This is a genomic window from Streptomyces sp. NPDC031274, from assembly GCF_055570235.1.
Window position 1 is genome coordinate 301,917 of sequence record NZ_JBVIHP010000008.1, and the last position, 21,373, is coordinate 323,289.

The 21,373-nt window shown below is 70.1% G+C and carries 23 protein-coding genes and 2 pseudogenes; 15 read left to right on the forward strand and 10 right to left on the reverse strand.

Features of this window, described 5'->3' with window-relative positions; translation table 11 throughout:
• The first annotated feature begins 124 nt into the window (after positions 1–124).
• The 3 genes from ACZ5CR_RS16100 to ACZ5CR_RS16110 all read left to right on the forward strand — a co-directional run bounded on the left by ACZ5CR_RS16100 (position 125) and on the right by ACZ5CR_RS16110 (position 3,750).
• Positions 125–538 (forward strand): VOC family protein, encoded by a 414-nt coding sequence (locus ACZ5CR_RS16100; protein ID WP_468857760.1) that lies wholly within the window; start codon positions 125–127, stop codon positions 536–538.
• A 131-nt stretch (positions 539–669) separates the two neighbouring features.
• Positions 670–2,196: an MFS transporter gene (locus ACZ5CR_RS16105; RefSeq protein WP_468857762.1), complete on the forward strand. Its 1,527-nt coding sequence runs from the start codon at positions 670–672 to the stop codon at positions 2,194–2,196.
• A 12-nt stretch (positions 2,197–2,208) separates the two neighbouring features.
• The gene (locus ACZ5CR_RS16110) at positions 2,209–3,750 is read left to right on the forward strand and encodes an MFS transporter (RefSeq protein WP_468857764.1); all 1,542 of its coding nucleotides are present in this window, start codon (positions 2,209–2,211) and stop codon (positions 3,748–3,750) included.
• A 74-nt stretch (positions 3,751–3,824) separates the two neighbouring features.
• Here ACZ5CR_RS16110 and ACZ5CR_RS16115 read toward each other — a convergent pair whose 3' ends face one another.
• A complete protein-coding gene (locus tag ACZ5CR_RS16115; RefSeq protein WP_468857765.1) occupies positions 3,825–4,301 on the reverse strand; it encodes a GNAT family N-acetyltransferase in 477 nt (158 codons plus the stop codon).
• Between the two features lie 178 nt (positions 4,302–4,479).
• On the opposite strand from ACZ5CR_RS16115, the gene hemC reads away from it, so the two are divergent.
• Complete coding sequence (hemC, locus tag ACZ5CR_RS16120; RefSeq protein WP_468857766.1) at positions 4,480–5,415, forward strand: hydroxymethylbilane synthase; 936 nt, start codon at positions 4,480–4,482, stop codon at positions 5,413–5,415.
• Positions 5,416–5,457: 42 nt separating this feature from the next.
• On the opposite strand, the gene ACZ5CR_RS16125 is transcribed toward hemC, so the two are convergent.
• Positions 5,458–6,216 (reverse strand): DeoR/GlpR family DNA-binding transcription regulator, encoded by a 759-nt coding sequence (locus ACZ5CR_RS16125; protein WP_468857768.1) that lies wholly within the window; start codon positions 6,214–6,216, stop codon positions 5,458–5,460.
• 270 nt (positions 6,217–6,486) lie between these two features.
• Between ACZ5CR_RS16125 and ACZ5CR_RS16130 the strand changes: the two genes are divergently transcribed.
• The 10 genes from ACZ5CR_RS16130 (at position 6,487) to ACZ5CR_RS16175 (ending at position 16,373) form a co-directional block, all read left to right on the forward strand.
• A complete protein-coding gene (locus ACZ5CR_RS16130; RefSeq protein ID WP_468857770.1) occupies positions 6,487–7,308 on the forward strand; it encodes an endo alpha-1,4 polygalactosaminidase in 822 nt (273 codons plus the stop codon).
• A gap of 79 nt (positions 7,309–7,387) precedes the next feature.
• Positions 7,388–8,716 carry an ABC transporter substrate-binding protein gene (locus ACZ5CR_RS16135; RefSeq protein ID WP_468857771.1) on the forward strand — a complete coding sequence of 443 codons (1,329 nt, stop codon included), beginning with the start codon at positions 7,388–7,390 and terminating at the stop codon, positions 8,714–8,716.
• Between the two features lie 10 nt (positions 8,717–8,726).
• Entirely contained in the window at positions 8,727–9,677 is a 951-nt protein-coding gene (locus ACZ5CR_RS16140; protein WP_468857773.1) for a carbohydrate ABC transporter permease, read from the forward strand.
• On the forward strand, positions 9,677–10,567 hold the full coding sequence (locus tag ACZ5CR_RS16145; protein ID WP_468857775.1) for a carbohydrate ABC transporter permease: 891 nt from the start codon (positions 9,677–9,679) through the stop codon (positions 10,565–10,567). The genes ACZ5CR_RS16140 and ACZ5CR_RS16145 overlap by 1 nt, the downstream gene beginning before the upstream one ends.
• 51 nt (positions 10,568–10,618) lie before the next feature.
• On the forward strand, positions 10,619–11,575 hold the full coding sequence (locus ACZ5CR_RS16150) for a carbohydrate kinase family protein (protein WP_468857777.1): 957 nt from the start codon (positions 10,619–10,621) through the stop codon (positions 11,573–11,575).
• Positions 11,572–12,882, forward strand: coding sequence for an alpha-galactosidase (gene melA / locus ACZ5CR_RS16155; protein WP_468857778.1), 1,311 nt, complete (start codon positions 11,572–11,574; stop codon positions 12,880–12,882). Before ACZ5CR_RS16150 ends, melA begins: the two co-directional genes overlap by 4 nt.
• Before the next feature lie 60 nt (positions 12,883–12,942).
• Positions 12,943–13,821 (forward strand): SIS domain-containing protein, encoded by an 879-nt coding sequence (locus ACZ5CR_RS16160; protein WP_468857779.1) that lies wholly within the window; start codon positions 12,943–12,945, stop codon positions 13,819–13,821.
• A gap of 202 nt (positions 13,822–14,023) precedes the next feature.
• Complete coding sequence (locus ACZ5CR_RS16165) at positions 14,024–14,881, forward strand: endo alpha-1,4 polygalactosaminidase (RefSeq protein ID WP_468857780.1); 858 nt, start codon at positions 14,024–14,026, stop codon at positions 14,879–14,881.
• 185 nt (positions 14,882–15,066) lie between these two features.
• Entirely contained in the window at positions 15,067–15,684 is a 618-nt protein-coding gene (locus ACZ5CR_RS16170) for a hypothetical protein (RefSeq protein ID WP_468857781.1), read from the forward strand.
• A 74-nt stretch (positions 15,685–15,758) separates the two neighbouring features.
• On the forward strand, positions 15,759–16,373 hold the full coding sequence (locus tag ACZ5CR_RS16175) for a hypothetical protein (protein WP_468857783.1): 615 nt from the start codon (positions 15,759–15,761) through the stop codon (positions 16,371–16,373).
• Positions 16,374–16,455: 82 nt separating this feature from the next.
• Here the strand turns inward: ACZ5CR_RS16175 and ACZ5CR_RS16180 are convergent, their stop codons facing one another.
• The 5 genes from ACZ5CR_RS16180 to ACZ5CR_RS16200 all read right to left on the reverse strand — a co-directional run bounded on the left by ACZ5CR_RS16180 (position 16,456) and on the right by ACZ5CR_RS16200 (position 19,721).
• Positions 16,456–16,752, reverse strand: coding sequence for a twin-arginine translocase TatA/TatE family subunit (locus tag ACZ5CR_RS16180; protein WP_468857784.1), 297 nt, complete (start codon positions 16,750–16,752; stop codon positions 16,456–16,458).
• 156 nt (positions 16,753–16,908) lie between these two features.
• Positions 16,909–17,487 carry a TerD family protein gene (locus ACZ5CR_RS16185; protein ID WP_468857785.1) on the reverse strand — a complete coding sequence of 193 codons (579 nt, stop codon included), beginning with the start codon at positions 17,485–17,487 and terminating at the stop codon, positions 16,909–16,911.
• A gap of 144 nt (positions 17,488–17,631) precedes the next feature.
• Positions 17,632–17,898 (reverse strand): GlsB/YeaQ/YmgE family stress response membrane protein, encoded by a 267-nt coding sequence (locus ACZ5CR_RS16190; protein ID WP_383265814.1) that lies wholly within the window; start codon positions 17,896–17,898, stop codon positions 17,632–17,634.
• A 235-nt stretch (positions 17,899–18,133) separates the two neighbouring features.
• Positions 18,134–19,153: a sporulation protein gene (locus tag ACZ5CR_RS16195; protein ID WP_468857787.1), complete on the reverse strand. Its 1,020-nt coding sequence runs from the start codon at positions 19,151–19,153 to the stop codon at positions 18,134–18,136.
• 247 nt (positions 19,154–19,400) lie between these two features.
• Positions 19,401–19,721 (reverse strand): L-rhamnose mutarotase, encoded by a 321-nt coding sequence (locus ACZ5CR_RS16200; RefSeq protein WP_468857788.1) that lies wholly within the window; start codon positions 19,719–19,721, stop codon positions 19,401–19,403.
• A gap of 161 nt (positions 19,722–19,882) precedes the next feature.
• Here ACZ5CR_RS16200 and ACZ5CR_RS16205 point away from each other — a divergent pair, with 161 nt between their 5' ends.
• Positions 19,883–20,137, forward strand: a complete 255-nt coding sequence (locus ACZ5CR_RS16205) for a hypothetical protein (RefSeq protein ID WP_468857790.1) — start codon at positions 19,883–19,885, stop codon at positions 20,135–20,137.
• 86 nt (positions 20,138–20,223) lie between these two features.
• Here the strand turns inward: ACZ5CR_RS16205 and ACZ5CR_RS16210 are convergent, their stop codons facing one another.
• The 3 genes and pseudogenes from ACZ5CR_RS16210 to ACZ5CR_RS16220 form a co-directional block, all read right to left on the reverse strand.
• Positions 20,224–20,382 (reverse strand): hypothetical protein, encoded by a 159-nt coding sequence (locus ACZ5CR_RS16210; protein WP_468857792.1) that lies wholly within the window; start codon positions 20,380–20,382, stop codon positions 20,224–20,226.
• Positions 20,383–20,613: 231 nt separating this feature from the next.
• A pseudogene (locus ACZ5CR_RS16215) lies at positions 20,614–20,736 on the reverse strand (RICIN domain-containing protein); the annotation flags it as partial.
• Between the two features lie 81 nt (positions 20,737–20,817).
• Positions 20,818–21,264, reverse strand: a pseudogene (locus tag ACZ5CR_RS16220) (enolase C-terminal domain-like protein); the annotation flags it as partial.
• Positions 21,265–21,373 lie beyond the last annotated feature (109 nt).

Sequence of the window (21,373 nt, forward strand, 5' to 3'; positions counted from 1 at the left end):
CCAACTTCCGTCCATCAAGGGACGACGTGCCGCATCCCCTCGCGACCGGTCTCGCCGGGCCGTTGTCAGTACGCCGCGCTACTCTCCGCGCAACTGACCGTCCACCCCGTTCCCGGAGGTTCTCATGGCCTCGCGCCTCAACCCGTATCTCAGCTTCGACGGCGATGCCCGCCAGGCTCTGGAGTTCTACAAGGAGGTCTTCGGCGGCGAGCTGGCCCTCCACACCTTCGGCGAAGCCGGTCAGCAGGGCACGCCGGTCGCCGACAAGATCATGCACGGCATGCTGGAAGCACCGAACGGCTTCACCCTGATGGGCGCCGACACCCCGCCGGGCATGGAGCACAACCCGGGCAACAACTTCTCGGTGAGTCTCAGCGGGGACGACGAAGCCGAGCTGCGCGGCTACTGGGAGAAGCTCTCCGCCGAAGGATCGGTGACCGTGGCGCTGGAGAAGCAGATGTGGGGCGACGTGTTCGGCATGTGTACGGACCGCTTCGGCATCCCCTGGATGGTCAACATCAGCGAGCCGCAGAGCTGATCGTCCCCCCACGGAACCAGACAGTTCCTCTTCCGGGGCCCGGCCCCGCCGGGCCCCGGTCGCGGGCTCCGATCAGCGCGCCTACGGTGTGACGGGGATGTCTTGTGTGGCGGGGGCGTCTGGAGGCACCGATGGACCGCTCGCCCCCGCCGGAACCCTTCGACGCGGTACGGACCGCGGGATCCACCGCCTCCCCTCCCCCACAGCTCAGCGGCGGGAGCCACGAGCACCGCTGGCTGATCCTCGGTGTCGTGGGGATCGCGCAGCTGATGGTGGTCCTCGACGCCACGATCGTGAACATCGCGCTGCCATCGGCCCAGCGGGACCTCGGGTTCAGCGACGGCAACCGCCAGTGGATCGTCACCGCGTACGCACTCGCCTTCGGCAGCCTGCTGCTCCTCGGCGGGCGCATCGCCGACCTGGTCGGCCGCAAGGTGGTCTTCCTCGCCGGTCTCGGCGGCTTCGCGCTCGCCTCGGCCCTCGGCGGTGCGGCGACCAGCTTCACCATGCTGGTGGTGGCCCGCGCCCTCCAGGGCGTCTTCGGCGCCCTCCTCGCGCCTGCCGCGCTTTCCCTGCTCACCACGACGTTCACCGACCCCAAGGAACGGGCCAAGGCGTTCGGCATCTACGGCGCCATCGCGGGCGCGGGCGGCGCGGTCGGGCTGCTCCTGGGCGGCGTACTGACCGAGTATCTGGACTGGCGCTGGTGCCTGTACGTGAACCTGATCTTCGCGGTGCTCGCCATGCTCGGCGGCGCCCGGCTGCTCCATGGCGGCAGGCCCGCGGACCGGCCCAAGCTCGACGTCCCGGGCACCCTGCTGGTCTCCGCGGGTCTCTTCTGCATCGTCTACGGCTTCTCGAACGCCGAGTCGCACGCCTGGGGCGACGTACAGACCTGGGGATTCCTGGTGGTCGGCACCGTACTGGTGGCCGCCTTCGCCTGGTGGCAGACGCGGGCCGCGCATCCGCTGCTGCCGCTGCGGGTGGTGCTCGCCCGGGACCGTGCCGCGTCGTTCCTCGCGATGTTCATCTCGGGCGCCGGCATGTTCGGTGTCTTCCTGTTCCTGACGTACTACCTCCAGCAGATCCTGAGCTACACGCCGGTCAAGACGGGACTCGCGTTCCTGCCGATGGTCGCCGTGATGGTGGTGATCTCGGTCGTCACGACCAACTCGCTCGTGCCGCGGTTCGGCGCGAAGCCGATCGTGCCGCTCGGCATGGGGCTCGCGGCGGCCGCGATGGCCTGGCTCACCGCCCTCGACGTGCACAGCACCTACGCGGCGCACGTACTGCCGCCGCTGCTCGTCGCCGGTCTCGGCCTCGGTCTGGTCTTCGCCCCCGCGATGAGCATGGCGACCGCGGGCGTCGCCTCGCACGACGCGGGGGTGGCCTCCGCGATGGTCAACACCAGCCAGCAGGTGGGCGGTTCGATCGGCACGGCGCTGCTCAACTCCCTGGCGACCAGCGCCGCCGCCAACTACCTCGTGGGCAAGCGGCCCACTCCGCAGGTGCGGGCCCAGTCGGCGATGGAGAGCTACTCGACCGCGTACTGGTGGTCGGCGGTCTTCTTCGCGGTCGGACTCCTCGTTACGGTCGTGCTGTACCGCCGGGGAGCTCCGGTCCACTCGGACGCGGACGGCGGAGCGGTGCACATGTAGGGCGGTGGGGCGATGGCATCCGTACCGGAGGCGACCGAGAACGACGGCGCCGGCGGCACCGACGACCCCGACGGCGGTGTCGCGCTGGCGTCGGCGCGGGGCCGCTGGGTCCTCGCCTGTGCCGTTCTGGCGTCCGGAATGGCGATGCTGGACGGCACGGTGGTGAACGTCGCCCTGCCCACCCTCGGCCGTGACCTGGACACCTCGATCGCGTCCCTCCAGTGGGTCGTCAGCGCCTACATGCTCACGCTCTCGGCGCTGCTGCTGCTCGGCGGGGCGCTCGGGGACCGCATCGGGCGGCGGCGCACCCTGGTCATCGGTGTCGTGTGGTTCGCCGTCGCCTCCGCCCTGTGCGGGCTCGCGCAGAACGTGGGGATGCTCATCGCGGCACGGGCCTTGCAGGGCGTCGGCGGTGCGCTGCTCACGCCGGGTTCACTCGCCCTGGTGCGTACGTCGTTCCGGCCGCGGGACCAGGCGCGCGCGGTGGGCGCGTGGTCGGGGCTCGGCGGCGTCGCGGGCGCGATCGGGCCGTTCCTCGGCGGCTGGCTGATCGACGGTCCCGGCTGGCGGTGGATCTTCCTGATCAATGTGCCGCTGGCCGCGCTCGTGCTCTTCGCGGTCCGTCATGTGCCGGAGAGCCGGGCCGAGGGCGCCACGGAGAAGCCGTTCGACGTGACAGGGGCGTGCCTGGCGGCACTGTTCCTCGCGGGCATCAGCTTCTCGCTGATCGGTGCCTCGGGAGACTCGTCGAAGACGGCGGCCCTCCTGCCGGGGCTCGGCGGACTCGCCGCGGGCATCGCCTTCGTCATGGTCGAGCACCGCCGCCGCAACCCGATGCTGCCGCTCTCCCTCTTCCGCTCCCGCCTGTTCAGCGCGGCCAACGTCATGACGCTGTGCCTGTACGCGGCCATCGGCGGGCTTCTGTTCATGCTGCCGGTGCAGTTGCAGACGACGCTCGGCTACGACGCGCTGCAGGCGGGCACGGCGACGCTCCCGATCACGGTCCTGATGCTGCTGCTCTCGGCCGCCGCGGGCGATCTCTCCCGGCGGATCGGCCCCACGCTGCCGCTGGTCGCGGGCCCGTTGACCGCGGGCGCCGGAGCGCTCCTGATGCTGCGGATCGAGCCCGGCGCCTCGTACGTGAGGGAGGTCCTGCCCGCGGTCGTGGTCCTCGGCCTGGGGATGAGCGTGTTCGTGGCCCCGCTGACGGCGACGGTGCTCGCCTCGGTCGACGCGGGGCGCGCGGGCCTGGCGAGCGGCGTCAACAACACCGCGGCGCGGGTCGCCCAGATGCTCGTCGTCGCCGCGCTGCCCCTTGCGGTGGGCCTCTCCGGGACGGCGTACGCGGATCCGGACGCGCTGAACACGGCGTTCGGCAAGGCGGCGGTGGGCTGCGCGGGCCTGTTCGTCCTCGCGGCGGCGACGGCGGCGGTCTTCATCCGCCCGCGTCCGGCGTCCTGGCACGAGGAGGCGGGGAACACCCCGCGCTGCACGTCCCATCTGGGTCTCAACGCGCCGCCGTTGGAGCCAGGGAAGGACTGTGCGGAGGGCTGAGACACCCGTCAGGCCGCCTCAGAGTCTCAGCGTGTCAGCGTCTCAACGTCTCAACGTCTCAACGTCTCAACGTCTCAAGCCGTCGCGTCGGGCGCGTCACGCACGAAGAGAGTCACCGACACGCTCTCCTTGAAGCCGTTGCGCCGCATCAGCGCGGCGGACGCGGTGTTGCGCGACTCGACGTCCGTCACGACGGCGGTGGCACCGGCGGCCGTCAGCGTCGCGCAACAGGCCTGCACCAGATGGCTCGCGACCCCCTGCCCCTGATAGGCGGGGGCACTGGCGATCCACTCCAGGTTCCCCCAGTCCGTACGCTGATCGAATCCCATCGAGCCGAGGACGAACCCGGCGAGCGCGTCCCCGTCCAGCGCCACCCAGCAGGAGGACGCGTCGGCGTCCATGTGCCCGGCGATCGCCGAAAGGGACCAGGACGTGTACGGCTTCACCGAGGTGTCGTACAGCTCACGGCCCAGAGCGAGAACGTCGGCCAGATGGGTGGCAGCCATCCGTTCGAGGACGATCGGGGACTGCTGGTGGACGGCGGCGGACATGGGACCTCCCAGGGGACTGACGCCGGGACCTGCACAGACGCGGGCACGGTGGCCGACTGCCTCTCACGCTATGAGGGCCCGGGGCGTGGCGCACCCCGGAACCGGCCGCCACCGGGCTCCCGGCCGAACCGAGGAGCCCTTTAACAGACCTCTGCCGCAAGCGCCTATCGTGGGGCGCATGTCCGCTCCTGAGCTGATCCGCATCGTCTCCCGTTCCTCCCCCATGGCGCTCGCCCAGGTGGAGCGCGTACGCGCCGAACTCGCCGCGCTGCACCCCGGTATCCGCACCGAGGTCGTGCCGGTCACGACCTCCGGCGACCGCTGGATGGGGGACCTCGCGAAGCTCGGCGGCAAGGGCGCGTTCACCAAGGAGGTCGACGCGGCGCTGCTCGCGGGCGAGGCCGACCTCGCGGTGCACTGCGTCAAGGACGTACCGGCGGACCGGCCGCTTCCCGCCGGCACCACCTTCGCCGCGTTCCTCAAGCGGGACGACATCCGCGACGCGCTCATCCACCCCGGCGGGCTCACCCTGGACGAGCTGCCCGCGGGAACCCGCATCGGCACGTCCTCGGTGCGCCGCATCGCCCAGCTCGCCGCTTCGCACCCGGAGTTGGAGTGCGTGCCGATGCGCGGGAACGCCGGGCGCCGGATGGAGAAGCTGGCCGCGGGCGACGCGGACGCACTGCTGCTCGCGGTGTCGGGCCTCGAGCGCATCGACCGGATGGACGTGGCCACCGAGATCCTGTCGGTGGAGACGATGTGCCCGCCGATCGGCGCGGGGATCCTGGCGCTGCAGTGCCGCGAGGACGACACGGAGACCATCGACGCCGTGTCGGGGCTCGGGGACCCCGAGGCCTGGCGGGAGGCGACCGCCGAGCGCATGTTCCTGCATGTGCTGCAGGGGCACTGCAACTCCCCCATCGCCGGGTACGCGCGCTGCGAGCGGGGCGGCGATCTCTCGCTGCGCGCCACCGTCTTCACCCCGGACGGGAAGACGGTCCTCAACGCCCACGAGTGGGCGGGTCCGCTCGATCCGGCGACGCTCGGCACGTCCGTGGCGGTGACGCTGCTCCGTCAGGGCGCCCGCGAACTGATCGACTCCATCGCGCACTGACGGCGCTCGCAAGGCGGCTCGTACGACGGCTCGTCCAGCGGCTCATACGACGGTGACCTGCACGCCGACGGCGGCGATGGCGTCGAGTTCGCCCCCGGGCGCGCCGGTGTCGGTGACGAGCGTGTGCACGCCGACGGTCGGGCAGATCTTGGCGAACGTCGCCCTGCCGATCTTGGTGTGGTCGGCGACCACGACGGTGCGGCTGCTGTGGCCCGCGAAGGCACGGTCGGTGGCCGCCTCCAACTGGTCGTGCGTGGTGCACCCGTGGGCGGCGCTGATGCCGTCCACGCCGAGGAACGCGATGTCCGTGTGGTGGTCGGCGAGGGTCTTCTCGGCGATGGGGCCGACCAGTTCGTAGCTCTCGCTGCGGGCGGTGCCGCCGACCACGATCAGTGTGACGGTCGGGCGCAGGACGAGGGCCGCCGCGATGTTGACGGCGTTGGTGACGATCGTGACGGGGCCGCGGTCGGCGAGCAGCCGGGCCACTTCGGTGGTGGTGCTGCCGCCGGTGAGACCGACCACCGCACCGGCGGGGACCAGGTCGGCGGCGGCCTGCGCGATGGCCTGTTTCTGCGGGGAGCGCTGGTCGACCCGGTGCTGGAGCGGCACCTCGATGCTCAGGCCGCCGAGGACCGCGCCGCCGTGCGTGCGCTCGAGCAGCCGCTGATCGCTCAGCTGCGCCAGGTCGCGGCGCACGGTGGCCTGCGAGACCCCGAGCAGCCCGGCCAACTGCTGCACGTCCGCGCTGCCCTGGGCAGAGACGTGCTCAAGTATCCGCGCATGGCGGTCGCTTCTCAGCACTGGGCGAGCATAGTCCCCCATCGCCGTTCCGAGCAGAGTCTCGCAGAATTACTGCGCGTTTCTGCGCGATTTCACCAAGTGCTCCTCAGTCCCCTTCTCTTGACATGACTGAAGCTGCTCGATTAACTCCCTGGCACGCCGATGTCGAGCACTCGGCGCAGAGGTACGCCTAGCCGGTAGTTGGCCTCGGCCATGAGCCCGGACTAAGTCGCCAGGACCCTTTTGCGTGTCCGAGGCGGGGACGTGCCCTCAGATATCTGGAGCTCTGAGATGAGCCTCAACCGTGTTACGCGCAGGGGTATCGCCGCGTCAGCGGCCCTCACCGCCGCCGCTGCCGCCTGCCTTCTCGCCCTCCCTTCGACGGCGTCCGCAGGCCCGTCCGATGTCGCGCTGCCGCCGGCTCATGCCGGGTTCGACTACCAGATAGGCGGCGCGTACACGCCGCCTTCAGGGGTCAAGGTCGTCAGCCGGGACCGGACGGCAGCACCCGCACCCGGCCTGTACAACATCTGTTACCTCAACGCCTTCCAGGCACAGCCCGGTGATGAAGGGGACTGGGACTCCGACCTGCTGCTGCGGGATGCCGACGGCGACGTCGTGTACGACGGCGACTGGGGCGAGGCCGTCCTGGACATCCGCACCGCCGACAAGCGCAAGCGGATCGCCGCCAAGGTCGGCGGCTGGATCGACGGCTGCGCCGACAAGGGCTTCCAGGCCGTCGAGCCGGACAACTACGACACCTTCACCCGCTTCCCGGACCTGCTCACGGCCGCTCAGGCCAAGTCGTTCGTCAAGCTGCTCTCCGCGCGCGCCCACGAGCAGGGCCTGGCCGCCGCGCAGAAGAACACCCCGCAGCTGGCCGACGCGCGCGACGAGACCGGTCTCGACTTCGCCGTCGCCGAGGAGTGCGGCGTGTACGACGAGTGCGGGGACTACACCTCCGCGTTCGGCGACGACGTCGTGGTCATCGAGTACTCGGCCGACGGTCTGCGCAAGGCCTGCGCGGGCTGGGGCGACAAGCTGAGCATCGTGCGCCGCGACGTCGACGTGTCGCCCGCGGGCAGCAGCGGATACGTCCGCAAGACCTGCTGACCCACGCCCTCCCCGCCGTGTGACGTCCCGTTCCACGGCCTTCCCGCGCCACGGGCGCACCGACCCCCTGGAGGTAGTGATGGCCGCAGTACCCCGAGCGCCGGGAGAACCGTCGCGGCGCAGTCTGCTGCGCGCGGGTGGCGCGGCGGCGCTCGTGGCGGGGGGAGGAGCGCTCGCGGGCTGCGGCACGGGGCCCGCGGACGGGGTCGGCCCCGACGGGCGCGTGACCATACAGCTGTGGCACGGCCAGACGGACAGCGCGGCCAAGGTCATCAAGGGCCTGGTCGAGCGGTTCCACCGCTCCCATCCGGACATCAACGTCGACATGGGCGGCGGCGTGCTCGCCGACGCCATGCTGCAGAAGATCACGGCGGCGCTCGCCTCGGGCTCGTACCCCGACATCGCCTACGTCTTCGGCTCCGACCTGGCCAGCGTCGCCCGCAGCCCCGAGGTCGTCGACCTGACCTCGCAGGTGAGCGAGGGACCGACGCCGTGGCGCAATTTCTGGGCGCCGGCCCGGCAGGCCGTCACCATCAACGGCCGGGTCAGGGCGGTGCCCGCGCTCCTGGACTGTCTCGCCGTGGTCTGCAACAAGAAGCTGTTCGCCGAGGCCGGGGTCGATCTGCCCGAGGCGGGCTGGACCTGGGATGAGTTCACCGACACCGCGCGCCGCCTGACCGATGCCTCCAAGGGGCGGTTCGGCACCGGCTGGCCCGGCACGGGGGACGAGGACACCGTGTGGCGCATGTGGCCGATGGTGTGGGACCTGGGTGGCGACGTGATCGGCGACGACGGGCACAGCATCGGCTTCGCGAAGGAGGGCGTGCGCGCGCTCGAGGTCGTACGGGACCTGGTGCGCGACAAGAGCGTCTACGTCGACCCCAAGCCGGGCAGCGAGCAGATGTACCGGGTCTTCCTGTCAGGCCGGATGGGCATGGTGCCGACCGGGCCCTGGCAGCTGCCGGACATCACCCAGGCCAAGGTCGACTACCACGTGGTGCCCCTGCCCAGCTTCAGCCGTCGCCCCGTGACCATCTCGGGCCCCGACACCTGGACGGTGTTCGACAACGGTTCGGCCCGCAAGGCCGCGGCCCGCACCTTCGTCACCTGGCTCAACCAGCCCGGTCCGGACAGCCGGTGGGCCGTCGAGGCGGGCAGCCTCCCGCTGAGCCGCCGCAGCCAGGACCGCCCGGCCTGGCGCGAGCACACCGAGCAGATGCCGGGGCTTGAGGTGTGGACCAAGGCGCTCGCCTCCGCGCGCGTACGTCCGGTGCACCCGGCCTACCCCCGTATCTCCCAGTCCCTCGGGCAGGCGGTCGTCTCCGTGCTGCTCGGCCGCAAGAGCCCCGCCGACGCGGTGCGTTCCTGCGCGAGCGAGGCCAACGCCGCCCTCCTGATACCGCGTTGAGGACACCGACATGCCATCAGTTCCCCGCCCACTGACCCTGCCCCCGGACCCGGACGGTCAACGCGCCCTGCGCCGCAGGCGCCGCGGCGAGACCGCCACCGCCTGGGCGTTCATCTCCCCCTCGGTGCTCGTCATCCTCGGTCTGAGCGTCCTGCCGGTCGTGTGGTCCCTGCTCCTTTCCTTCCAGGCCAACGACCTGGTGACGCCCAGCCGTTGGGTGGGCCTGGACAACTACCGGGCCCTCGCCCAGGACCCGAACTTCAGCCAGGCCGTGCGCAACACCCTGCTCTACACGGTCCTGTACGTGCCCCTGAGCATCGTCATCGGACTCGCCCTCGCCCTCGCCCTGAACCGGCGGATCCGCTTCGTCGGCCTGTACCGCACCCTGTTCTTCGTGCCGTTCGTCATCTCGGCCACCGCCCAGGGCGTGCTCTTCTCGTTCATCCTCGACCCGGACTTCGGGGCGGCCAACTCCGTGCTCCACCGCCTGGGGCTCTCGCCCCAGGGCTTCCTCACCGACTCCTCGCAGGCGCTGTTCGTGCTGGTCGCCATCACCCTGTGGAGCGGCACCGGTCTGTGCACCGTCATCTATCTGGCCGCGCTGCAGGACGTCGATCAGTCGCTGGTCGAGGCGGGCCGCCTGGACGGCGCGGGGCGGTGGCAGCTGCTGCGGCACGTGACGCTGCCGACGCTCGCCCCGGTCAGCACGTTCCTGCTCCTGTGGCAGACCATCCAGGCCCTTCAGGTCTTCGACCTGGTCTATGTGACCACCAAGGGCGGCCCCCTCGGTTCGACGACGGTGATCGTCTACTTCATCTGGGAGCAGGCCTTCAAGAACTTCACCGCCGGGTACGGGGCGGCATCGGCCTACGTCCTCGCGCTCGCCCTGTTCGTCGTGGCCGCCGTGCTGCGCGTGGCCCGCGGCCGTGAGCGCACCCCTCGTACGAAAGCAGCCGCCTGATGACCGCGACCACCACCGCGCCCGAGGCCACCGCGCGCCGGGCCACCGAGCCCGCCGTTCTGCCCCACCGCGGATTTCGCCTGCCGTTCAACGCCTGGCACATGGTGCTCGCGCCGCTGGCGCTGCTCTTCGCGGTGCCGCTGATCTGGCTGCTGCTCAGCTCGGTGATGAGCGACGCGGAGATCAACAGGTTCCCGCCCGCGCTGTGGCCCTCGCGCGTCGACCTGGGCGGCTACAGCTATGTGCTCGGCAACGCCATGTTCCCGCGCTGGCTCCTCAACTCGGCGATCGTCTCCGCCGTCGCGGTCACCTCGAACCTCGTCTTCGGCGCCCTTGGCGGGTACGCGTTCGCCCGGATGCGCTTTCGTGGCTCGCGGGCGCTGCTCGTCCTGATGCTGGCGACGATGGCGGTGCCCTTCCAGCTGACGATGATCCCCACCTTCCTCGTGATGAAGAAGCTGGGTCTCATCGACACCCTGGGCGCTCTGATCGTGCCGACCCTCGTCACGCCGTTCGCCGTGTTCCTGCTGCGGCAGTTCTTCCTCTCGCTGCCCAGGGAGCTGGAGGAGGCCGCCTGGATCGACGGGTGTTCGAGGCTGCGGGTCCTCTGGTCGATCGTGCTGCCGCTCGCGCGGCCCGCGCTCGCCACGGTGGCCGTGCTGACCTTCCTCACCACGTGGAACGACCTGACCTGGCCGCTGATCGCGATCAACCACGACACCCAGTACACGCTGCAACTGGGTCTCACCACGTTCCAGGGGCAGCACCACACCCGGTGGTCCGCGGTGATGGCGGGCAACGTGATCACCGTGCTTCCGGTCCTGATCGCGTTCCTCTTCGCGCAGAAGGCCTTCATCCGCTCGGTCACCTCCAGCGGCCTCAAGGGCTGACCTCCCCCGCTTCCCCTCCCCCGCACGATCCGAAGGAACTCAAGGAATTCGATGCCGTACTCGTACGACCTCCTCGTCATCGGGGACGCCAACCCCGATGTGATCCTGGGCCCGCTGAACGGCCCACTCGCCTTCGGCCAGCACGAGCAACTCGTCGACGCCGGGTCCCTCACCCTCGGCGGCTCGGCCGCGATCATGGCCTGCGGGGCCGCGCGCCTGGGCCTGAAGGTGGCCTTCGCGGGACGCGTCGGCGACGACGACGCCGGCCGCTACATGCGCGACGCGCTCACCGCCCGCGGAGTCGACACCCGGGCCCTGAAGGTGGACGCCTCGCTGCCGACCCCGCTCACCGTCGTGCTCACCCAGGACGACGACCGCGCCATCCTCACCTCTCCGGGCACCCTGAACACCATCAGCGGCGACGATGTCCCCGTGGAACTCCTCGCGGACGCCCGGCACGTCCATGCCGCCTCGTACTTCCTGCAGCCGCGTCTCGCCGCCGATCTGCCCAAGGTCCTGAGCACCGCGCGCCAGAACGGCGCGAGCACGTCCCTTGACACCCAGGACGACCCGTCGGGGCGGTGGGACCCGGCAGCTCTCGACGCCGTCCTCGCCCAGACCGACGTCCTGCTGCCCAACGCCCAGGAGGCCCTCCGCCTCGCCGGAATGCCGTCCGCCAGCCCGGAGCAGGCGGCCGAACTGCTGGCCGCCCGCGTCCCGTTGGTGGTCGTCAAGAACGGTGCCGCGGGCGCCCTGTGCCACAACGGCCAGTCGCTGCTGTCCGCACCGGGCCTTCCCATGACCCCCAAGGACACCGTCGGCGCCGGAGACAGCTTCGACGCCGGTTTTGTCGCCGCCCTCCTCGACGGGCAGACCCCGCAGGAGGCACTGCGGTTCGCCGTCGTCTGCGGGTCCCTGTCGACCCGCGCCCACGGCGGCACCCGAGCCCAGCCCACACGGGACGAAGTCCTCGCCCACACCACTCACAGCGGAGCGCACGCCTCATGAACCACCCCAAGATCACCTTCATCGGCGCAGGCAGCGTCGTCTTCACCCAAGGCCTGCTCGCCGACCTGTTCGCCTTCCCCGAGCTCAAGGGCGCCCACATCGCCCTGCACGACATCGACTCCGAACGCCTGGCCACCGCGCAGGCCGCGGCCGAGTACATCGCCGACCACCTGGGCGCGCACGCCACCATCTCCAGCCACTCCGACCGCCGCCAGGCCCTCGCGGACTCGGACTTCGTCATCAACATCGTGCAGGTCGGCATGGGCGAGGCCACCCGCACCGACTTCGACGTCCCCGCGAGCCACGGGGTGCGCCAGACCATCGGCGACACCCTCGGCGTCGGCGGCATCTTCCGTGCCCTTCGCACCTTCCCGCTCCTGAAGGCGCTCGGCGAGGACATCGCCGAGGTGTGCCCCGACGCCTGGCTCCTGAACTACACCAACCCCATGGCCATGAACATCCAGTACCTCACCGAGGCCACCGGCCTGACCAAGGTGGTGGGCCTGTGCCACTCCGTGTACTGGACCATGCGCGACCTGGCCGAGTTGGTGGGCGTCCCGTACGAGGAGGTCACCTACCGGGCAGCGGGCGTCAACCACCAGGCGTGGGTGCTGCGCTTCGAGCACCAGGGCAAGGACCTCTACCCCCGGCTCGACGAACTCATCGCCAAGGACGAGCAGTTGCGGCGCCGGGTCCGCGTCGACATGTACCGGCGGCTCGGCTACTACCCCACCGAGACCAGCGAGCACTCCTCCGAGTACGTCCCCTGGTACCTGCACCACGACAGCGAGATCGAGCGTCTGCGCCTGCCGATCGGCGCCTACCTCGGCATCGTCGACGAGAACGTCGCCGCCTACCACCAGACCCGGGACGCCCTGGCCGCGGGCGAACCGCTCACCGTCGAGGGCACCATGGAGTACGCCCCTCAGATCATCCACAGCATCGTGACCGGCACCCCACGCACCGTCTACGGCAACGTCCCCAACCACGGCCTGATCGACAACCTCCCGAGCCACGGGGTGGTCGAAGTCCCCTGCCTCGTCGACGCCTCCGGTATCCAGCCCACCCGCGCGGGATCCCTGCCCCCGCAGCTGGCCGCGCTCAACCGCACCTACCTGAGCATGAACGACCTTGTCGTGCGCGCCGCCATCGACGACGAGCCGCGCCACATCCGGCACGCGGCGATGACCGACCCCGCCACCGCGGCGGCGCTTCCCGTGGAGCGGATCTGGCGGCTGTGCGACGACATGGTCCGCGCCCACGGGGACCGGCTCCAGCCTTCCTTGCGCCGACTCCTCGGCGACTGACCGGCTGTCGGCCGTCACAGAGTTTCACTTCTTCATCCCCGGACCGAGAAAGCACCCTCAATGTCACTGACAAGCCAGGAAATCGACACACAGCCGCAGTGCTGGGAGTACGCGCTGAAGCAACTCCCCGAATACGCGCAGGCGTTGCCCGCCAAGGGTGAGCGGGTCGCCGTGATCGGCTGCGGTACGTCGCTGTTCATGGCGCAGGCCTACGCCCACCTGCGGGAGAGCCTGGGGCACGGCCCCACCGACGCGTTCCCCGCCTCCGCGGCCTGGCTGCACCGCCCCTACGACCGCATCCTGGCCCTGACCCGGTCCGGTACCACCACCGAGATCCTCACCGCCCTCGCGACGGCCCCCTCCTCCACGCGGGTCACCACCCTCACCGCGGTACCCCGGTCGCCTGCCGCGCTCGCCGCCGACGACGTGATCATCCTCGACCACGCCGACGAGCAGTCCGTCGTACAGACCCGCTATCCGACCACGCAACTGGCACTCATGATGGCCCACCTCGGCCACAACCTCGATGGTGCGCTGACCGACGTGACCACGGCCCTGAGCGCACCGCTGGATCCGCGGCTGCTCGCCGCGGAGCAGATCACCTTCCTCGGCGAGGGCTGGCACACCGGGCTCGCGCACGAGGCAGCGCTCAAGGTGCGGGAGGCCGCCGCCCATTGGACCGAGTCCTACTCGCTGATGGAGTACCGCCACGGCCCCATCGCGGTGGCCGGTCCCGGGCGGGCGGTGTGGAGCCTGTCCCCGCTGCCCGCGGAGCTCACGGCACAGATCGAGGCCACCGGCGCGTATCTGCGCGCCCCCGAGTTCGACCCGCTCGCGGAACTGGTGCTCGCCCAGCGTCTGGCCGTGCGGATCGCCGAGGGCGCGGGACGCGACCCGGACCAGCCGGCCCACCTGACCCGCTCCGTCGTCCTGGCCTGACCCGCGGCCCCTGACCTCGTGAGCGGTCACTCGCGGCGGCCGGTCTCCCCGGGCCTGCCGCCGCGACCTCGGTATCCGGTTCGGCCGATATGCGACGTAAGATCGACATCGCAACACATTTCCGCACGGTCTTCCCGAAGGCCGCGCGCACCGTGCTCAAGGGCGGCAGCCCTGCCGCCGCCGCCCCGAACGAAAGCCCTCCATGCGCCGCCCGCACCGCACGCACCGCCCGCACCCCGGCCTCCTCGCCGTCTGCGCCGCCGCCCTCTTCCTGACCGGCGCCTGCGCCACCGACGACGGCAAGGGCACCTCGGCCACCGCCACGGACCGGGCGGACGACGTGCGCCCGCCGAAGGCCGACGCCGTCTTCGACTACCAACTCGGCGGCCCCTACACGCCCGACGACGCCGTACAGGCGGTCTCCCGCGACCGCTCCGCCAAGCCCGCCAAGGGCCTGTACAACGTGTGCTACGTCAACGCCTTCCAGACCCAGCCGGGCGAAGCCATCGGCTGGTGGAAGAAGAACCACCCCGACCTGCTGCTCAAGGACGACGACGGCTCCCTGGTGATCGACGACGACTGGGAGGAGCCGCTCCTGGACATCTCCACGGCCGGCAAGCGCCGGGACCTGATGGACGTCGTCGGGCCGTGGATCGACGGCTGCGCGAAGTCGGGCTATGACGCCGTCGAGCCCGACAACCTGGACTCCTACGAGCGTTCCGACGATCTCCTCACCACCGAACACGCCGCCGCCTTCGCCAAGTCGCTCGCCGAGCGGGCCCACAGTCGCGGCCTGGCGATCGCCCAGAAGAACACCACCGACCTCCTTCCTGAGCGCGGCCGCATCGGGTTCGACTTCGCCGTGGTCGAGGAGTGCGCGGCGTACAAGGAGTGCGGCGACTTCGCCGACGCCTATGACGACAAGGTCTTCGCCGTCGAGTACACGCGCAAGGACTACCGCACCGCCTGCGACGGCTGGGGCTCAGACCTGTCCATCACGCTGCGCGACCGCGACGTCCGCCCCGAGGGCACGAAGGGCTACGTCTTCGAGCAGTGCTGACGGCACTGCTCCGCTCCTGCCCGTTTCCCCCTTCGGCGTGCCCGAAGGGGGCACTCGCGGTGCCCGAGTTCGCTCAAACTGCCTCATAGACAACGGAATTCGAGATTCCAGCCGCAGACGCGGACCGCAGCCACTATCCAGGAAGGTGATGTGCTCACGCCAAACTAGAAGAAAGGGGTAACCGTATGGCGATACGGACCACGCACCGCACCCGTCCAGCGGGGGCCACGCACCGCTCGCGTCTAGCGGGGGCCACGCTCGCCGTCTCCACCGGACTGATCTGCACCCTGTCGGCGCAGCCGGCCGGAGCGGCCGATGAACCGGCCGCGCGCCACTGCGTCCTGGACGCGACCACCGGAGAGCAGCGCTGCTTCGGCACGTTCGACGAAGCCATCGACCGCGCCACCGACGGACGCGTCACCGACGCACCGGCCACCCCACGGGCCGCCGTCACCTCGCCCGCGTTCCGCGCGGCCATGTCCCAGACCGCGGTGAACAAAGACACCGCGGCGGCCGGGGACGTCGTCCAGGGAACGTTCTTCAGCGATCCCGGCTTCTCGGGTGACACGCTCACCATCAGCGGCCCCTCGCTGTGCGAGAAGGACGGCTGGGTCAACTGGCAGTACGACCTCGGCGACGACTGGAAGAACCGCATCTCGTCCGTACAGCCCTGGGGCAACTGCGCGATCTGGCTCTACCCGGAGCCCAATTTGGGCGGCGACCGCGACGGGCCGTTCGACGAGAACACCGCCGACGTCGGCCAGATGATGAACGACCGCACCCAGTCCATCGGCTTCAGCTAGAGCGAGCACTGCCGCGCTCTCACGCACGCCGCACCCCCCCACCCGCATCACCTTCCCCCCACTGGAGATCACACATGATCACCCGTACCCGTCTCACCGTCCTGTTCGCGGCGATGGCCACCGCGGGCGGCATGGCCCTCGCGCCCGCCGCACAGGCCGACGAAGAGGCCCCCACCATCCGCGAGCTGCTCGACAAGTGCGACAACGGCACCGACTCGTGCGTCTTCCACCCCGACGGTCCCGGCACCGACTCGATGGGCGAGGCGCACCAGGTGGGCGACAGTGCCTACAACTGCACCCCGGACCTGCAGCGTTCCAGCATCTCCTGGGCGGACACGACCGGCGAGTCCAACAGCGTCGGGGTCTCGCTCAGCGCGGAGTACGGCTTCGCCGAGGTCTTCAAGGTGAGCATCGAGACCTCCTACGGACACACCTGGGAGAGCTCGCACACCGAGACCGACACCACCAACGTCGACGTCCGCCCCGGCGAGGTCGGCTGGGTCACGCGCGAGTCCCAGCTGCAGCGCGTCACGGGCACCTACGAGCTGCACTTCGAGGACAAGTTCCACGGGCACTACATCTGGTACGCCCCCTTCGACGCGACGGGCCCCAAGCCGGACGCGCCGAGCACCAAGACGCAGCACACCCGCCCGATGACGGATCAGGAGAAGGCCGAGCACTGCGGCTGACGCACCGCCCCAGAGCCTCTCCCGGCCCGGGCCGGGAGAGGCTCCCGTCTTGAGGGCCGGGGACGTCTACGCCGGGGGGGGGCTAGCGCTGCTGGTTCTGCGGGTGAGGCCGCTCGGAGTCCGGCTTCGGCACCGTGTGGGCGGCGGGCGCGATGACCTCACCGTGAATGACCTGGGGCGAAGGCGCCGCCTCCCCGGCGGCCTTCCCCTTCTCCCCCTCTTTCTCGCCCTCCTCCCCTTCGTTCTTCATCGCCTTGGCCTCGGCCTTGAGGATGCGGGCCGACTTGCCTGCGGAACGGGCCAGTTCAGGGAGCTTCTTGGCGCCGAGGACGAGTATGACGACGATGAGGATGATGGCGATTTCGCTCAGTCCGAACACTTCGGTCCTGTCTGCGTCTGGGCCCGTGCCGGGTGCGGCGCGAGCAAGGAGGAGCCCCGCCGCCCGCATGCGATTGGGTGGTCATGCGGGCGACGGGGTGTGTGGACGTCGCCGGACGGCTGGGTCCGCGACGTCAGGTGCCGAAGGCGGGCACGGTCAGACGTCGACGCCGAAGTCGGAGGCGATGCCGGACAGGCCGGACGCGTAACCCTGACCCACGGCACGGAACTTCCACTCCTCCGCGCCGTTGCGGTAGAGCTCGCCGAAGATCATTGCCGTCTCGGTGGCAGCGTCCTCGGACAGGTCGTAGCGGGCGAGTTCCGCTCCGCCGTCCTGGTTGACCACGCGGATGAAGGCGTTGCGGACCTGGCCGAAGCTCTGGCCGCGGTTCTCTGCGTCGTGAATGGACACCGGGAAGACGATTTTCGAGACCTCGCCGGGCACGGCCGCGAGGTTCACCTTGACGGCCTCGTCGTCGCCCTCGCCCTCACCGGTGAGGTTGTCGCCGGTGTGCTCGACCGAACCGTCCGGGCTCTTGAGGTTGTTGTAGAAGATGAAGTGCCGACTGGAGGGCACCTTCCCGGACTCGTCCACCAACAGGGCGGAGGCATCGAGGTCGTAATCGGTGCCCGTGGTGGTCCGCACGTCCCAGCCCAGGCCGACCACTACGGCCGTGAGGCCCGGGGCCTCCTTGCTGAGCGAGACGTTGCCACCCTTGGCCAGGGAAACTCCCACTGCTCTCCTCCTCGATGTCTCCGGCCCGCGCCCGCGACGCCGACCCGTCTAGAAACTACAGCACTGTAGAGACAACGGGGGCGGGCTCCGAAAGTCCGCCGCACCGAACCAGCCACGCGCGACGTCGGTCACGCCGACTGCGAACTATTTGCGCGAGTTGCCGAACAGGAGGCGGTAGCCGATCAGCAGCACGAGCGCTCCGGCGATGGCCGATCCCCACGTGGTGAGGTCGAAGAACTGCCGCTCCACCGGCCGGTCGAGGAACCGCGCCGACAGCCAGCCCCCGACGAAGGCTCCGGCGATTCCGATGACCGTCGTGCCGATGAGCCCGCCCGGATCGCGGCCGGGCAGCACGGCCTTGGCTATCGCGCCGGCCAGCAGTCCGAGAATGATCCACCCGATGACACCCATGGGTCTTGTCTCCTTCTTGTCTCCGTCGTTCCTCGCCTGTCGTGCAGGGAGGGGTGCCGGAGCAGCGTAGCTTCTACGCATCTGTAGAAGATGTGAACGTGGTGGAGTTCGGCGGCGCCTCGGACCGAGCGGGCCTTGCCGCGCAGAAGATGCGCGAGGTGCTGGACGGGGAGCGGGACAGGAAGGCGGTGCTCGTCGGCTTCGCCCATCGAACCGGCCCGCTCCCCCGGCTCACTTACCCCTCGTCCCCCTCTTCCTCTTCATCGTCACCCTCGAAGAAGTCGCCGACCTCGTCGACGACTTCGGCCGCGACCATTCCGCCGACCACACCGACCGCGAGCCCGGCCGCACCCGCGGCGACGACGGCGCCCATGCCGGGGCCCGAGCGGCGGTGGCCGTCATGGTCGTGGTGGTGTCCGACCTGGCCATGAGCCGAGTCGTAGGGATCGCCGTGCCCGTACGAGGAGTGCGAGGCGTGGGCCCCCCGATGCTCGACCAACTGCTTGATCCAGCCGTCGACCAGCGCGTTCCAGTCCTGGTGCCCGACCCCGTCATGACCGACGGTGAAGCGGGTGACGGCGTCGTGGCCGCCCGAGAAGAGACCGCCGCGCTTGTCCGCCTCCAGGATCACGTCCATGCCGCCCGGGTAGGGCAGGAAGGTCAACTCGATCTCGTTGACCGCGTGGGCGTACTGGGAGGACGGGGTGAGTTCGATCTCCTGGTAGAAGGGGAGTTGCTGTCCGGTGCCTGCGATGTGGCCGTACTCGAGGTCGGCGGACCTGAAGCCGAACCCGAGCTGCCCCAGCGCCTCCAGGATCGCCTCCTGCACGGGCAGCGGACCCACCGCGAGCGCGTCCAGATCACCCTTGTCCTTCGCGCCCGCGACCGACAGCTCCGTGCGCACCCCGAGGACGATGCCGAGCCCCTGGCCGTACAGCTCCGTGATCGGCGTCTCCCACGGCAGCGTCACACTGAACGGGACACCGCGCTCCTCGCCTTCAGCGAGACGGAAACCGCCGCCCACGGTGAACCGGTCGAAGACGACGGCGCCTTCACTCTCCCCGTCCTCCCGCTCGACCTCGGCCCGGGCGACCAGCTCCAGGGTGATGTGCTCGATGTCGAAGTCGGCGCTGCCACCCCGCAGTTGGACCTGTCCGTTGAGGTCGCCGCCGGGCAGGAACGGACCCGGATCGGGGACCGTGTCGACCGTGGGCCCACCCACGCCGAGCGAGCCGAGCAGTCGTTTGAACACCATCGTGGCGTTCACCCCTTATGTGCGTGTGATTCTCGTACTGAGGAAGTGCTGAGCAATGCGGGAGGCACGCGGCAGGGGACGCGGAAGCGCTCGAAGCAGCCGCGAACGCCTCGCATTTCTACAAGCGAGTAGAAGCATAGGGCTGCCGAGCTCGCTCCAGGCGGCATCGCGGGAGGTGTGGCGGGAAAGCTCGGGAAGAGGCGAAAAGCCTTCCGCTCGAATCGCCGCATACAGGCGGCGAGAGGCCCTAGGCGAGGTGGAAGACCTCGGCGAGCGAGCGCATCGACTCGTCGGGGCCGCGCCCGTCCAAGCCCTCGAAGTAGCCCGCCATCTCGGCCTGCCAGCGGGCGTTGACCTCGGTCCGCGCCATGGCTTCCTGCGCGGCGGCGAAGTCCGGGGTCTCCAGGTAACCGACGAGGAGGCCGTCCTCTCGCAGGAACAGCGAGTAGTTGTGCCATCCGGCGGCGGAGAGCGCCTCGCGCATCTCCGGCCAGACGTGTTCGTGGCGCTCTCGGTACTCGTCCAGCCGGTCCGGGCGGACCTTCAGCAGGAAGCAGACCCGTTGCACGAGCGATGGCCCCTCTCAGCCCACGCGGCACGACCAGCGCGACAGACCATCGCACTGAAAGGATTCACTCCAATGCGCCGCAAACTACGGTCGTCTCGCGGCGGATGTCAATCGCGTTCGGTGCTGATCGGCCCTGTGGCATCGTGCCTAGGGTGGGGCTCATGAACGATCAGGGGACGGAAATGACGCGCGGGGTGTGTCCCGGCTGTGGGGGCGGCGAGGTGTACGAGGGGCAGGCCCACTACGGCCAGGCCAACCCGAACGTACGCCTGAAGTTCGGGGCGATCCGCGGACGGACCGTCCCGGTGTCGGCGCTGGTCTGCGCGGACTGCGGGCGTCTGGAGTGGCGCCTCGCCCTCGACGCGGACGCCAGGGACGACGTACGTCGGCACTTCACCCGCGTACAACCTGAGTAGCCCCCGGCAACCTGAGTAGCCCCCGGTACCGCGCCGCCCGCCTGTCGGCAGCGCGGCACCAGAGGGCTCAGTGCCTGTCGTGCTGGTCAGTCCAGGACCAGGTCGCCGAAGTGCACCACGGTGGCTTCCTCGTGGACGACGTTCAGAGCGTCGTCAACGGGTCCGTCCGCGGCGGCGATCCCAGAGCCGCCGAGAACGGCGACGGCGGCCAGAACCGTGGCGGTGACAGCTGTGCGCAAGCGCATGGGGCAATCCTTTGCTCGTGGTTACGGAGATCAAAAGAAGGCCTATCCGGTCGGCTCGGGCCACACACGGGCTGCGGGCCAAGGCCACTCGTCTGGTGGCGAAGGTCGCGACCGTCCTGTGCCCGGCAGCTGCCGCCTGGCGGACACAGAACGGAGCCCAGGAACCCGCCGCCACCGGCGATCAGGACTGTCATGACGCGACACGACAGAGGGCCCTTCGGCCGCTCCGACTCACGTCAGGCGCCACAGGTGATCCGCCGTGCCGTTGTCCTCGAACTGCACGACCTGCGCGCTGTTGGCCGTCGACATGCCGTCCACCCCGAGGACTTTGCCGCTGTGCCGGTTCCCGATCCGGCGGCATCTCAGCACCGAGTCACGGGATTGTCCAGAGGGAGGGAAGGGAGGGACGGGGGCAGCCGTCCCTCCCCCGCGTGCTCACCAGTCGTGGACGGTTCCGTCCCGCAGTCGGTTGACCGGCAGATAGGCCGCTTCGTAGGGGTGGGCGGCCGCAAGCTCCTCGTCCAGTTCCACTCCGATGCCGGGAGCCTCACCCGGGTGCAGGTGGCCGTCCGTGAACGTGTAGGCGTGCCGGAAGACCTCATCGGTGAGGCGGGTGTGGCCCGAGTACTCCTGGATCCCGAAGTTGTGCACGGCGAGGTCCAGGTGCAGGGCCGCGGCCATCCCCACCGGGGAGATGTCCTCGGGGCCGTGCACCGCGCTCTTGATCTGGTACTGCGCCGCGAAGTCGAAGAGCTTGCGCAGCGGCGTGACACCGCCGAAGTGAGTGACCGCGGAACGTACGTAGTCGATCAACTGCTCGGTGATCAGGGTCTGGTAGTCGTGCACGGTGTTGAAGACCTCGCCGATGGCCAGCGGCGTCGAGGGGGGGGGGGGGGGGGGGGGGGGGGGGGGGGGGGGGGGGGGTGGTGTGTGGCTTTCTCGTCCGGACGCACGGTCAGGTTCCAGATACTTGCTTAGTCTGGCGGCCCGG